A 12,608-nucleotide genomic window follows, 5' to 3' on the forward strand; every position below is an offset into this window, starting at 1 on the left:
TTTGGGGTGTGCAAGGCCTTGCAGGTCACCTTTCTCGGCACCAGCTCGGGCGTACCGACACGAGCCCGCAATGTTTCTGCCGTGGCTCTGCGGCTGCCCCAACGTGCTGAGTTGTGGCTGTTTGATTGCGGAGAAGGTACTCAGCATCAATTCCTGCGCAGCGATCTGCGTCTTTCTCAACTCAGACGAGTGTTTGTTAGCCACATGCATGGCGACCATGTGTTTGGCCTGCCGGGTCTGTTGGCCAGCCTCGGCCTATCCGGCAACAGCAACGGAGTGGATCTCTACGGCCCCGATCCACTGGAAAGCTATCTGCAAGGCGTGCTGCGCAATAGCTCCACCAGGATCGGATACCCCCTCAAGGTTCATCGCGTGCGAGACGCAGCAGAGCAGAACCTGATTGTTTTTGAAGACAAAGACATCCTGGTGCGCTGCACCCCGCTCACTCATCGCGTGCCGGCCTACGCCTATCGCGTGGAGCAAAAACCCAAGCCAGGCCATTTCAACCTTGAACGAGCCCAAAGCCTCGGCATCCCGCCAGGCCCCGTCTATGCCGCCTTAAAGCGTGGTGAACAGGTCAGCCTCGATGATGGTCGCGTGGTGGATGGCCGGGACTTCTGCGGACCAGATCGCCCAGGCGCCAGCATCGTGTTCTGCACCGATACGGTGTTTTCAGAAGCTGCTGTCTCGCTAGCCGCAGGAGCAGACCTGCTGATCCACGAAGCAACCTTCGCCCATAGCGAAGCAGAAATGGCTTATCAGAAGCAGCACTCCACCAGCACCATGGCGGCCCAAACAGCTGCCGAAGCCGGCGTCGGGAAACTCGTATTGACCCACCTCAGTCCCCGCTATGCGCCAGGCAATCCGGTCACCCCAAATGACCTGCTACGAGAAGCTCAAGCGATCTTTTCGAACACCATCCTCGCCAAGGATTTCCTCAGTTTTGAAGTCGCTCCGCGCTGCAACAGTTCTTGATTACGGCCCTTAGAGCTCCCGCCCCGTGATACAAGGTGTTGTCGCTTCTGTCAGTAACTGGCGTATTCCATGGCCTCTCTCTTTGCATCCCTGGGACGGTCCCTGATCAAACTATTGATCGTGTTGCCCGTAATAATTGGCTTGAGCATTAGCTCTCCGGCCATGGCTGCCCAATGGGATGCCGAGACCCTCACCGTTCCCGCAGGCTCAGGCGGACAGCAGGTGACCTTCACCGAGTCAGAAATCAAGAGCGCTAGCAAGCTCTTCAAAAGCAACTGCGCCACCTGCCATAACCAAGGCGTCACCAAGACCAATCAAAACGTTGGTCTCGACCTTGAGGCTCTCTCACTGGCATCACCTGCTCGTGACAACGTGGACGGCCTGGTCGAATTCCTGAAAAATCCCATGTCATATGACGGGGAATACAGCATTGCCGACACCCACCCAGGCATCAGCAGCAGCGATGTCTACGTTCAGATGCGCACGCTCAACGATGAAGACCTGCGCCTAATCGCCGGTTACATCCTCACGGCTGAGAAAGTACAGGGCGACCAATGGGGTGGTGGCAAGATCTACTTCTGATCGCTTAAGAAGCAAAAACAATCATGGGATCTCAGCTAAAGCTGGGGTCCTTTTTTTTGCCTAAAAAATTGGCAGTGAGCTCGCTCGCCAGAGTCTTATCTTCAATCGCGATTGAAAATCAATAGCGATCTAAAACTCCAGTGTTTGTTGCTGTCGTGATCACTGATTGAACAAGCTGATTGAGAGATATCTCTTCTAAGAGAAAAGGCTTGTCGATTGCTCACTCTCAACCCCCCAGGGGAACTAGCAACTCGCACTAGACCAAATAACAAATAACGAGGTCGCAGGAGAAAGTGCTGCGAAAAGGCTGATGCAGCCTGCCCTGTGGCTCTCGAGCGGGGTGGAATGATTGGCTTGAAGGCTTGGCCTAAATAAAGCGCCGATCTTCAGAACAATCGCCTCTGAAAGGCTTCGCCTGAGCACTAAACAAAGATCTGCTGCTTATCGTCAAGGGTTGCCGCAAAAGACAAGACTTACAGCAATCAAGCCTTCTCAACAGCTTGCTCATTAACAGCTTGCTTAAGCATTTGGATTGCAGAACTCCAAGTAAAGATGAGCCCTTCAAAGAGGGCTCTCTTTAACCTCTCATTGAAGCGACTAATCAGCTAGCCAGCATCACTTCTAGCAGAAGCATGGCCTGCAGTTATCAACAATATTCTTTGTCATCTATGACCAGGTAAAACAAAAATGAGCCGTCAATCGCAAGGCGAAGCATGGCGCAATAATACCTTCAGCCGCCAACTGATTTTGCATCAATGGATGAACTCACTTCGGCATTTCTGACTGTACTTGCAACCGCTAGGATTGAGAGATGGAGACAAATAAACATCATCCCACTCCCATTCAATCCAAGCAAATGAAAGCTATGAGGCAAGTGATCTCATTTCTTCTTGTGTTTAACAGGCAAGCTTCTCATGATCCAAGCTTTAACTTTTAGAAGAGAATCGAAGCTTGGCTTTGCTCATAACCTAATCATATTTCAACAAGGCTTTTACGCAGCCTGGTCAACACAATCAATAGCAATTCCCAGGCTTATAATTTTATCAATACGTCCCTTCCTAGCAAATCATTTACTGCTTCTATCCGCATAGCCTCGTTCAAAGAAAGCTGCTTTGGCTTCTGGTTGATGTGATCCGAAGCTAGCAAATCCTCTATCAATAACTTCGATCAGCTTTCTAAGCGCATCTCACTCATAACAAGTTGGCCGTTGATCAAAATGCCAAGCCAGTAGCCAATCAGCCCTTAGCCGATCAACACGATGGGGCCTCTTCGCTTGCATTCAGCATCGAAGCTGGCAGCAGATTTGCGGGGTCCTTGGAGAGCTGCCCACGGCTATACCACCATTCCTGCAAACCCGGCGTCAAACGCTGAGAAAACAACGTCAGCACTGTGACTGTGGGCTTTGAACCAGGTTGCAATAGCTCGACGACATAAGACGGACAACGACGAGCCGCTAGATCAGCAACAAAGCGCCGGCCCACTCGCCGCCAACTGGGCTCCTTGCTCCGCCAGGCAAGGCGACAGCAAGGCCATGGCAGTTCCTCGCGATCAAACAGCCGGCAACAAGAACCGATCACACGAAAACTGTATTGCCCACCAGGACTGGTGTGAATGCTGCCGTGCGCCAACACAACATCGACATCCGCTCTGGCAGGGGCAACAGACGTCACATCTAAAACAGAGTCATCAGCACCACCTTGAAGCAAAAAGCCACCCGCTGAGGGTGGCTGATGGGATCCCGATTCGCAAGCACTGATCGGGAACAGAGACAACTGCCCTGAGCTCAATAGAGCTCTTCCTCAGCATGGGTCTTGATGGTGCAATCAGAGGTTGGATAAGCAACGCAGGTCAACACGAAACCAGCTTCAAGCTGATCGTCATCGAGGAAGCTCTGATCAGACTGGTCCACAGAACCACCTGTGAGCTTGCCTGCACATGTGGAGCAGGCCCCAGCACGACAGGAATAGGGCAGGTCGATGCCCTGCTCTTCAGCAGCATCAAGGATGTACTGATCATCGGGAACCTCAATGGTCTTGTTCAGGCCCTCGCTCTCGCTGATCAAGGTGACTTTGTAGGAAGCCATGGAATGGATGGAAACGCATAGAAATCCAGAAGTAAAACGCCCCTGGACCGCTCCTTCTAACACCCTCCCGGCAAAAATTCAGTCTGATCGTGCAATCTGCCCGGCCAAGGCCAATCAAAGAACGAGTACTGATAACTCTGGCTTATATAAAAATTTGCGCAGAATTACCGCTTAGACACATCTAAAAGCCCCCAGCAGCCCTGCTCAGTCAGGCAATTCACCCGCCATCCCAGCGCCTCCAAAACCATCTGAAGCCTTGGCGCTTGCTTCACCAGCAAACCACTGAGCAAACCTCGACCATTAGCACTCAACAACTGATCAAAGCTTGGAGCCAAAACCTCAATCACAGGCGCCAGGATGTTGCAGAGCAGCAGGTCGACGGTCTGTCCCTCTAGCTGCGCTGACAAAGCCTCCACAGAACCATGCACAACCCTTAAACGATCTAAATCGAGCTGATTGAGCTCTGTATTAGCTCTAGAGGCGCAGACAGCCTGGCAATCCGTATCAGCGGCCAGCACCTGTCTAGCTCCAAAAGCAAGTGCGGCGAAACCCAACACCCCACTGCCACAGCCGAGATCTGCAACCCTCAAGCCCAGCGGTGGGTTCCTTTCCAGCGCCTCCAGACAAAGGCGAGTGCTTGGGTGGCTGCCAGTGCCAAAAGCACTGCCAGGGTCTAGTCGCACAACAAACCGATCGGCATACTCCTGCGGCAGATCCAACCAAGCCGGCAAGATCAACAAACGCTGCCCCACCGGATCGGGTTGCCAATCTTGCTTCCAGTTCAAACTCCAGTCTTCATCGGCCACCTCGCACCAAGTGGGGTTGGCTAATTTCAGGCCAAACGGTTCGGCCAGAGGACGCAGGTTGGCCATCAGCTGATCTCTGTCCGACTCAGACCACTCAGACGATGGCAACCATGCCAAAAGAGTGCGCTCAGAGTTCTCAGGCGCATGTTGAACAGCAAGTCGGCAGAGACCCAGATCTGTCAGCTTCCAAATGAGCGACTCTTCCAGCTCATCTGCAATAGGCAGAGAAAGACGCCACCAGCGAAGAGCAGCAGCAAAGTTCATCTCATCAGCCCTGATCAGAGGGTGACCGGATGGGCTTCCTTAATGCCATTGATCGCATGGATGGTGACCAGCAAGCTGGGCGGAATTGGATCATCAATGCTCAAAACCATCACCGCATCACCGCGCACAATGCGACGCCCCACCTGCATCGATGCAATGTTGACGTTGTGTTCACCAAGCACGGAGCCCAACTGACCGATGATCCCAGGCATATCGCGGTGCCTGGTCAACAGCATGTGTCGACTAGGCGACACGTTGACCGGGAATTCATCAATGGTGGTGATGCGCAGATCGCCATTGGCAAACACCGCACCCGTCACGCTGTGACCGCCCTGGTCACCACGAGTCGTCAGTTGCAAGGACCCTCCGGCAAAATCCTTACTTGTCTCGTCCTTGACCTCCAAGACACGAATGCCACGGCCCTTGGCTTCTAAGGACGCATTCACGTAATTGATCCGATCGCCAAGGGCACTGCTCAGCACCCCCTTGAGAGCAGCAATCACCAGAGGCTGAGAGGGATGCTGAGCGAACTCCCCCTGAAGACGAACTTCAAGCTCCTGCAACTGTCCTCCGGAGAGCTGGCTCACCAACAGCCCCAGGGTCTCGGCTAATTGCAAATGAGGCTTGAGCCGCTCCATGATCTCTGCACTGAGGCCAGGGATGTTCACAGCACTGCGGGCAGGAAGGCCAAGCAGGACGTCTCGGATCTGTTCCGCCACATCCACAGCCACGTTCTCCTGCGCCTCAGTCGTCGAAGCTCCAAGGTGGGGCGTAAGGATCAAGCGCTCCTGTACAGAGCGCAGCGGCGAATCGGTAGCCAATGGCTCCTGGGCATAAACATCCAAGGCAGCCCCACCAATCACTCCAGCCGTCAAGGCATCAGCAAGGGCTGACTCATCGATGATGCCACCGCGAGCACAGTTCACGAGCCTTGCTGTGGACTTCATCTTGCCCAGCAATTCCGCATTGACCAAATTCTCGGTATCGGGAGTACGAGGGAGATGCAAGGTGATGTAGTCGGCCTGCTCAAAAAGATTCTCCAAGCTTGAGAGTCGCACCTGCATCTGTTGAGCACGGTCCGCAGAGATGAAGGGGTCGTAAGCGATGACCTCCATACCCATGGCATTGCAGACTCGGGCCACATGGGAGCCAATCTTGCCGAGCCCAACCACGCCAAGAACTTTCTTATAGAGCTCGTTCCCTACATATTTCTTGCGATCCCAACCCCCAGCCATCGTGCTGGCATGGGCCTGAGGCACATGCCGAGAGAGCGAAAGCATTAAAGCCAACGCTTGTTCGGCAGCAGCAATCGTGTTGCCTTCCGGCGAATTCACCACCAAAACACCCTGTTGGGTGGCCGTCGGCACATCAACATTATCGACGCCAACACCCGCCCGACCAATGATGCGCAAACGTGCGCCGGCTTTGATCACATCCGCCGTGACCTGCGTGCCAGAACGAATCATCAGCGCGTCGTAGTCGCCGATCATCGCCTTGAGGTCATCCTCTGACAGGCCCACACGCTGATCCACCTGTGCAACCTGAGCGAGGATGTCAATTCCCGCTTGGTCGATAGGGTCTGAAACCAGAACTTTCGTCATCAACCGGCGCAAGACTGCAGCAGGGCACTGTAGAGATCTACATGCTCCAAGCCCTGCAGATCACAAAACAGGGTTCAGAATTCAAACGATTGAGGTGTGTTGTATGGCTATTTGCGTTCTTGTTCTCGCCGAAAGAGACCACGCAGATCAATTGAATGAACAACTCAAGGCAGCAGAGACCCCGCTAACCCGCTGTGAGCTGATTCAGCCGGCAACCAACTCAGAAACACAACCTGAGAGAACGGCCTCAGAGCCCAAGGGAAATGGCAACCCACTCCAATCGATGGACATTGATTCAATCGAGAGGCTGAGCCCCAAGCTGACCCGTAGCCGTCGTCAAAAACTGATGGCCGTCTGGTTGCTGCCGTTTGGCTTCATCTTCGGCATCTTCATCACGCTCAGTACAGATATGGATACCTTTGCCAGTTACGGCACCCTGGGTGCATCAATCATCGGAGGACTGCTGGGCCTCGTCTCAGGTTGGATGGGTAGTTATGCAGCCGCAATCAGCGTCAAAATTCCAAACGCTGAAGACGTTCGCATCCTGCGCAATCGCCATGACCAAGGCCAGTGGCTGCTGCTGCTAGAGACCCCAATGGGCATCGAGTTGCCCTGGAAAGTGCTACGAGAAGCCAATCCCCTCGCATTAACGAGCCTCAGCGAACTGTGATCTTGCCGCGGCAAGAGCTGCTCAAAGGTTGCCTGGATCCACAAGGCATGGAAGCCCTGCTGGTCCAGGCAGACACAGTGCTACGGACCTGGCAGCCCAGCTGGAGTGCGTTTGTTTCTGCTCCCTTGCGGGAAGAAGCCCTGCATCGATTTTCCACCCTCACTGATCTGCACTGGCACGCCGACGGTGGTCACCCTGGCGCTGAACGCCAGCGGCTGTGTTGCTGGCGCAGCGAAGATCACCATCACCCCACTCCCTCACAAGCAGCCCCGATTCATGGTCTGCTGCTGCATGGCAACTTTTTATTTGATTCCCCCAGCCCAACAGATCTCCGCCAAGCCCTAGAGGCGATCGACGCTCAACCAGAACAACTTGGAGATCTGTGGATTCGCGGTGATCGCGGTGCACAAGCCCTTTGCACTCCTGAGTTAGCCGTCAATCTCGACGGCCGCAGCAGCAGGGTGCGAGAGGTAGAGATCACCTGTGAAGCCGTGGCAGTAGCTCAACTGCAGCCACCAGCTCATCGCCTGACCCGCCGATTGAACAGTGTTGAGGCCTCTTGCAGGATCGATGCAATCGCCTCGGCCGGCTTTGGTCTATCGCGGGCCAAGGTGGTCAATCAAATCAAGCAAGGTCATCTGCGCCTGAACTGGGAACCAGTGCGACAAACAAGTCGAGAACTTGTAGTGGGCGATCGCCTGCAACTTCAGGGTCGAGGCACGCTCAAAGTACTGGCGCTGGAAATGACCAAGCGTCAGCGCTGGCGGGTGGAAATGCTGCGGCACTGAAGATTCGTATCGCCAGGCTGCTAGCTTCGCTTCTTGAAAAGCCACCGGTCACCACTCACTCTGATCGAAGGGCCCCGCGGGCGATTAGCTCAGAGGTAGAGCACTACCTTGACACGGTAGGAGTCACTGGTTCGATTCCAGTATCGCCCACTCCCCTTACAAACACAGGACTCATCGATGGCACGCACTGTGGTCGTGGGGCTTGGACGCTCCGGCATCGGTGCGGCACGACTTCTGCAAGCAGAGGGACATCAAGTCACAGTGCTTGAGCGCAGCATCGAGCCCCATCTCCAAAGCTTGGCAGCTGATCTACGTCTGCAGGGAATTGCTGTCGAGCTAGGCAAACCTCTAGAGCTGAACAGCTTCATCCCTTTGCTTGATCAACTTGATGCCGTGGTCATCAGCCCTGGCATCGCCTGGGACCACCCAACACTGACTGCACTGCGTCAACGCGGCATCGACATCGATGGAGAGATGGCAGTGGCCTGGCGAAGCCTGAGCCATCTGCCATGGATCGCCATTACAGGCACGAATGGCAAAACAACAGTGACCCACCTGCTCAATCATGTGCTTGAAAGCAATGGCCTCAGAGCACCAATGGGCGGCAATGTTGGCCATGCCGCGGCTGAAGTCGCACTCAAATGGCGGCAACCAAACGCACAGCGCCCCGACTGGCTGGTCATGGAGCTCAGCAGTTACCAGATCGAAGCCGCCCCTGAGATTGCCCCACGCATGGGCATTTGGACCAACCTCACCCCCGACCACCTCGAACGCCACGGCACCCTTGATGCTTACCGAACGATCAAGCGTGGCCTACTGGAGCGCTCAGAGATCCGCATCTTCAATGGCGATGATCCAGATCTTCGCAGCCAAAGATCCAGCTGGGATAAGGGGCTGTGGGTGAGCAGCGAAGGGCCTGGTACTGCAAACCATCGCGCCGACTTTTGGATTGACGCTGAGGGGCTGGTTAGGGAACCGCAAGGAGCGCTTTTTGCCGCTTCGGCTTTGGCCATGCCTGGACAACACAATCTTCAAAACCTGCTGCTAGTGACAGCCGCAGCCCGGCAAACGGGTTTGCCAGCAAAGGCCATCGAAGCCAGCCTGCGCTCGTTCCCAGGCGTGCCTCACAGACTCGAACAGCTTGGGCATATCCAGCAAATGAGCGTCTACAACGACAGCAAGGCCACGAACTATGACGCCGCCTGTGTGGGCCTCAAGGCCGTCCCTCCTCCTGCCGTTGTGCTTGCAGGTGGGCAAACCAAACAGGGCGATGCTTCTGGATGGCTCAAGCAATTGGATCAGAACGCCTGCGCTGTAATCCTGTTTGGTGCAGGCGCTTCAGAACTGCAAGAGCTGATCAAAACGTCTGGCTTCAGTGGTGAGTTGCATTGCTGCAGCAACCTCAACGCTGCTGTGACTTTGGCCATTCCACTGGGCGTAGAGCGACAAGCCGCTTGCCTGTTGCTTTCACCTGCCTGCGCAAGTTTTGATCAATACCAAGACTTCGAAGCCCGAGGCGAACATTTCCGTAGCCTGATTTCATCACATTTAACGGCCTAATCTACGGCTAACTGATCACTAGCTTCAACTTCATGCTCATTCCTTTGTTCGATAATGATGCGACTGGGGCTCTATTTATAACGTCAATCCTACTAGTTTATCGATTACTAATAGCCAGTACAATATTAAACCTTAATGGGCTGCTTGATTGATTTAGCCCTTGAGCCAAAGAGCAAGGCCGCCCCCACGACCTCTAGCCGCAAGCCACTCTCCGTTCGAGGCCATTGAGATCAGAGCAAAGAAAGGCCTTTCTTTCTCTTCGGGAACATCAAGCGAGCGGCTCCATAAAACCCTTGAAGCAAAACTAACTGTGATTCGATCAAAAAAGAAAGGCAGTAGAGGCTGCGATCCCTTGAGCTCTCCTCGACCTGTGAATTCAAGCTTTAGCAAGCCAATGCCAACAGAGTTAGCAATCACCAAAGGCAAGCATTCATGACTCCCATTCTCTTGCCTGAGCTCTAGGCTCGCAGAGAAAAATCGAAGCATCAATGAAGAGAAGAAGTCTTTTTTCTCTTTGCCTTGCTTCCAAACAGATACAAACTTCCAAAGTCCATTGAGTGAATTAATCTCAATCCCGCTGCCTTGCTTTCTCGCCGAGGCTTCAAGCTTTAAAAGCTCCTGTGAAGCAGGGAGACTTTTCATTCTGATGTCATGCTTGGCTTCGCGGCTAGACAAAGAACAATCACCCTCATACTAATCAATTTAATCACACCAACGTCTAGAGCAATAGTCAAATCAAAATCTATTGACGTATACAAGTGTCTATTTGATAACAACTCTCGGCCTAGAGGTAGCTAGCAAAAGGTTAACGAGCGACAAATGGTTTATCAAAGATATCGCACTTATGCAGTCTCAATCAGCCAAAGAAAAACTCAATCTCCTTTGACTTCAAGCCTTCCCATCCAGCGGCGATAAGACGTTGATTGAGGGTCTCTTGATCGAAATGCTTGGCTCCTGAACGGACAATTCGATTACGCATTGACTTCTTAACACCACTTCTCTTTCTCGCACCTTCTTGATCCATGACTTCCTTGTAGAGTTTGAGCATCTCCACAGGAATGGGGCTGCCATCAAGATCTATCCCTGCCTCAATCGCTTGATCAATTGCACCCGGACCAGAAAAATCCATCGGTAAGATTTGCAGACTGCTCGCGCTCATCATAGTGCGCTTAGAACTTGCAAGCGCGAAGAACTTAGCAAGTAAAAGCCCAGATGGGTATGTCTCATTCCCGCTCTACTCAAGCACTGCAGTTGCTGAGACAACTTAACATCGTTGATGTAAACTCATTGTTGATAAGCTGTAGACCCAGGGCTTATCACTGCTACCACAATTAGCATTCTCTAAAACTCATCGAGAAATGCTTTCAAAATACAGCTTAGCAGCAGCACTACTATCAAGTCCTAAAATCTCAACCATGGCCAACACAAGGCAGACCAGCAACGAGTAAGCAGTGAAAACTTCCTGTTGAAAGAGAGCCAAGATACTTAGGGAATCAAAAATCGTTAGCCAGATCAGGCAATTCATTAACAAGAAGTCGCCTCTATAATTTTTTGAGAATAACTTCAATTCTTGAATCAATTAATCGATTGAAGAACTAAATAGCAAATAGGGATTGTCGCCAATGAAATCAAAGTACTCCAAGCCACTAAAGAAGCCGCAACGTGTTGCTCTTGACCACTTGCTTCCGCTAACAACAAAACAGAGATAGCTGTGGGTGTAGCCGCCTGCAAGACAAGGGCATTAGACATCAAAGTTGACAAGCCAAAAGCCTTGGCAAGAGTCAACATTAAGGCAGGAAGAAACATCAACTTTATAAGCAAGCTAGGCCCAAATATTGAGAACAAGTTTCTAATTCCTTGATTATTAACAGACCCAAAAGAGCCCAAACGGATCCCAACAATCATTAGAGCTAGAACAATCACAATTCTGGATGGGGCCCAAAGAGCAGAGGTGATTTGATCATTCCATGGAGTCAACTGAACAAAAAACGCCCCAACCAATCCCTTCGCCGCAGGACTACTAGTCAGAACACCTAAAAGATTAGTCCAAGCAGCTCTGCCCTTCAATTCGGATGAGGAGTTTGCGAAAAGTATGGGTCCTAAACTCCATACAAGTAACGTGGAGGCAAGGTCATAACCAATACTAAAACTGAGTGCTTGACTTGGCAGAAGAGCCAATGAAACAGGAATCCCTAAATGGCCTGAATTCCCAAAGACACTACCCAAAAGCAAACTTCGATTACCAATAATAGTTCTGATTTTCGGAAAAGTTCTAATGACAACTATCAGCAATCCAATCGCAAGAAATGACATCGCAAGGGCCTCAAAAAGGCGCCAATCCATCCCACTCTTGAGCAGAAGACCCATCAGGCTTACTGGTATACCAAAGTTGATAAGAGGTGACGCTATTTGAGATGCAAGTTCTGCCTTAAAGCGACCAATCAAATAGCCGAGTGCCAGCAAAGGCAACAATTCACTAAAGAGTCGCAGAATCAACATTTAACGAACTCAGTGTAAAAAAATTTATGAGTCTTGGGCTGAGAATTTGCTTTTGAACCAAAGTTTCAAGAGGCTGTCAAACGTGAAAGATAAGAGTCTCTACTGCCTGCATTAATCCATCCTGTAGCAATCGTTTTAGTGCTTTTATGATTCACTCGGCCACGATGAATATGAGATGGGCCTGCAGGGAAAATAACTAGCTTTCCTCGCTCTGCAGGTTCATGATGTTGCTGCCAATAAAACTCAGTACCAGCCGAATCAAGATCATTGCAATAAAGGATCCAAGCAAGCATTCTATGAACAGGCTCTGTTGCCTCATCGCTGATAGTCCAATCACAATGCCAGCGTTTGAAACCTTCCCCAGGACCATAACGTTGGATATTAAAAATCGGAATAACAAACAGAGACTGTTCTGGAGAGCAGTCTCTAAATAACGGACGATCCTTAAGATATTGATCGAGAGCAGCAGTAACACCTCGAACAATCACATCTGCAAGAGCACATGCCTCTGGATCTGAGCGATCAATTGCAACAAGGCTGATATCGGTTGACACTTTGGCTGGTTCTGCCTCGGATGAAGATGAGTTATTGCCGAATGCGACTCCACTATGTTGAAGATCAAGGCGCCGATCAAAGAATGACATCACCCCATCAGCAACAGCCTCGAAACCAGTGTTGCGATAGCAAGCAATCAGATCCAAAGACACAGATTTTCAATAGGGATTGGCATCAAGTTAATTACCTTTTCAAAGGAATGCCTCTATAGCTCGATTAGCTAGA

The 12,608-nt window shown here is 51.8% G+C and carries 13 protein-coding genes and 1 tRNA gene; 6 read left to right on the plus strand and 8 right to left on the minus strand.

The genetic code is table 11. From position 1 onward, the window contains the following. The first annotated feature begins 18 nt into the window (after positions 1-18). On the plus strand, positions 19-975 hold the full coding sequence (gene rnz / locus AKG35_RS07610) for a ribonuclease Z (protein WP_041385149.1): 957 nt from the start codon (positions 19-21) through the stop codon (positions 973-975). A 120-nt stretch (positions 976-1,095) separates the two neighbouring features. After that, the gene (psbV, locus tag AKG35_RS07615; RefSeq protein WP_236069705.1) at positions 1,096-1,557 is read left to right on the plus strand and encodes a photosystem II cytochrome c-550; all 462 of its coding nucleotides are present in this window, start codon (positions 1,096-1,098) and stop codon (positions 1,555-1,557) included. 1,250 nt (positions 1,558-2,807) lie between these two features. Here the strand turns inward: psbV and AKG35_RS07620 are convergent. The 4 genes from AKG35_RS07620 to serA form a co-directional block, all read right to left on the minus strand. Continuing rightward, a complete protein-coding gene (locus tag AKG35_RS07620; RefSeq protein WP_041385151.1) occupies positions 2,808-3,227 on the minus strand; it encodes a hypothetical protein in 420 nt (139 codons plus the stop codon). A gap of 113 nt (positions 3,228-3,340) precedes the next feature. Further along, positions 3,341-3,640, minus strand: a complete 300-nt coding sequence (locus tag AKG35_RS07625; protein ID WP_011130797.1) for a ferredoxin — start codon at positions 3,638-3,640, stop codon at positions 3,341-3,343. A gap of 164 nt (positions 3,641-3,804) precedes the next feature. Then, positions 3,805-4,710, minus strand: coding sequence for a 50S ribosomal protein L11 methyltransferase (prmA, locus tag AKG35_RS07630; protein WP_011130798.1), 906 nt, complete (start codon positions 4,708-4,710; stop codon positions 3,805-3,807). Positions 4,711-4,724: 14 nt separating this feature from the next. After that, complete coding sequence (gene serA / locus AKG35_RS07635; protein WP_041384549.1) at positions 4,725-6,311, minus strand: phosphoglycerate dehydrogenase; 1,587 nt, start codon at positions 6,309-6,311, stop codon at positions 4,725-4,727. 103 nt (positions 6,312-6,414) lie between these two features. On the opposite strand from serA, the gene AKG35_RS07640 reads away from it, so the two are divergent. The 4 genes from AKG35_RS07640 (at position 6,415) to murD (ending at position 9,329) form a co-directional block, all read left to right on the plus strand. After that, on the plus strand, positions 6,415-6,981 hold the full coding sequence (locus tag AKG35_RS07640) for a hypothetical protein (RefSeq protein ID WP_011130800.1): 567 nt from the start codon (positions 6,415-6,417) through the stop codon (positions 6,979-6,981). Further along, on the plus strand, positions 6,978-7,769 hold the full coding sequence (locus AKG35_RS07645) for a photosystem II S4 domain protein (protein WP_011130801.1): 792 nt from the start codon (positions 6,978-6,980) through the stop codon (positions 7,767-7,769). The genes AKG35_RS07640 and AKG35_RS07645 overlap by 4 nt, the downstream gene beginning before the upstream one ends. A 78-nt stretch (positions 7,770-7,847) precedes the next feature. Further along, positions 7,848-7,919 (plus strand) — tRNA-Val (locus AKG35_RS07650). 27 nt (positions 7,920-7,946) lie between these two features. Beyond that, on the plus strand, positions 7,947-9,329 hold the full coding sequence (murD, locus tag AKG35_RS07655) for a UDP-N-acetylmuramoyl-L-alanine--D-glutamate ligase (protein ID WP_011130802.1): 1,383 nt from the start codon (positions 7,947-7,949) through the stop codon (positions 9,327-9,329). A 153-nt stretch (positions 9,330-9,482) separates the two neighbouring features. On the opposite strand, the gene AKG35_RS07660 is transcribed toward murD, so the two are convergent. The 4 genes from AKG35_RS07660 to AKG35_RS07675 all read right to left on the minus strand — a co-directional run bounded on the left by AKG35_RS07660 (position 9,483) and on the right by AKG35_RS07675 (position 12,529). Further along, a complete protein-coding gene (locus AKG35_RS07660) occupies positions 9,483-9,971 on the minus strand; it encodes a hypothetical protein (RefSeq protein ID WP_011130803.1) in 489 nt (162 codons plus the stop codon). Positions 9,972-10,185: 214 nt separating this feature from the next. After that, positions 10,186-10,458, minus strand: a complete 273-nt coding sequence (locus tag AKG35_RS07665) for a small RNA NsiR4-regulated ssr1528 family protein (protein WP_041385153.1) — start codon at positions 10,456-10,458, stop codon at positions 10,186-10,188. A 446-nt stretch (positions 10,459-10,904) separates the two neighbouring features. Next, a complete protein-coding gene (locus AKG35_RS07670) occupies positions 10,905-11,828 on the minus strand; it encodes an AEC family transporter (protein ID WP_011130805.1) in 924 nt (307 codons plus the stop codon). A 65-nt stretch (positions 11,829-11,893) separates the two neighbouring features. After that, on the minus strand, positions 11,894-12,529 hold the full coding sequence (locus AKG35_RS07675) for a 2OG-Fe(II) oxygenase (protein ID WP_041384552.1): 636 nt from the start codon (positions 12,527-12,529) through the stop codon (positions 11,894-11,896). Between the last annotated feature and the right edge of the window lie 79 nt (positions 12,530-12,608).

Source organism: Prochlorococcus marinus str. MIT 9313 (genome assembly GCF_000011485.1).
Classification (GTDB): domain Bacteria; phylum Cyanobacteriota; class Cyanobacteriia; order PCC-6307; family Cyanobiaceae; genus Prochlorococcus; species Prochlorococcus marinus_D.

Excerpts from the sequence above, each read along its gene's own strand:
- AKG35_RS07665 (WP_041385153.1), bottom strand. The coding sequence starts at position 10,458 with ATGGATTTTTCTGGTCCGGGTGCAATTGATCAAGCGATTGAGGCAGGG.
- AKG35_RS07625 (WP_011130797.1), bottom strand. The coding sequence starts at position 3,640 with ATGGCTTCCTACAAAGTCACCTTGATCAGCGAGAGCGAGGGCCTGAAC.
- AKG35_RS07660 (WP_011130803.1), bottom strand. The coding sequence starts at position 9,971 with ATGAAAAGTCTCCCTGCTTCACAGGAGCTTTTAAAGCTTGAAGCCTCG.
- serA (WP_041384549.1), bottom strand. The coding sequence starts at position 6,311 with ATGACGAAAGTTCTGGTTTCAGACCCTATCGACCAAGCGGGAATTGAC.
- prmA (WP_011130798.1), bottom strand. The coding sequence starts at position 4,710 with ATGAACTTTGCTGCTGCTCTTCGCTGGTGGCGTCTTTCTCTGCCTATT.
- AKG35_RS07640 (WP_011130800.1), top strand. The coding sequence starts at position 6,415 with ATGGCTATTTGCGTTCTTGTTCTCGCCGAAAGAGACCACGCAGATCAA.
- murD (WP_011130802.1), top strand. The coding sequence starts at position 7,947 with ATGGCACGCACTGTGGTCGTGGGGCTTGGACGCTCCGGCATCGGTGCG.
- AKG35_RS07670 (WP_011130805.1), bottom strand. The coding sequence starts at position 11,828 with ATGTTGATTCTGCGACTCTTTAGTGAATTGTTGCCTTTGCTGGCACTC.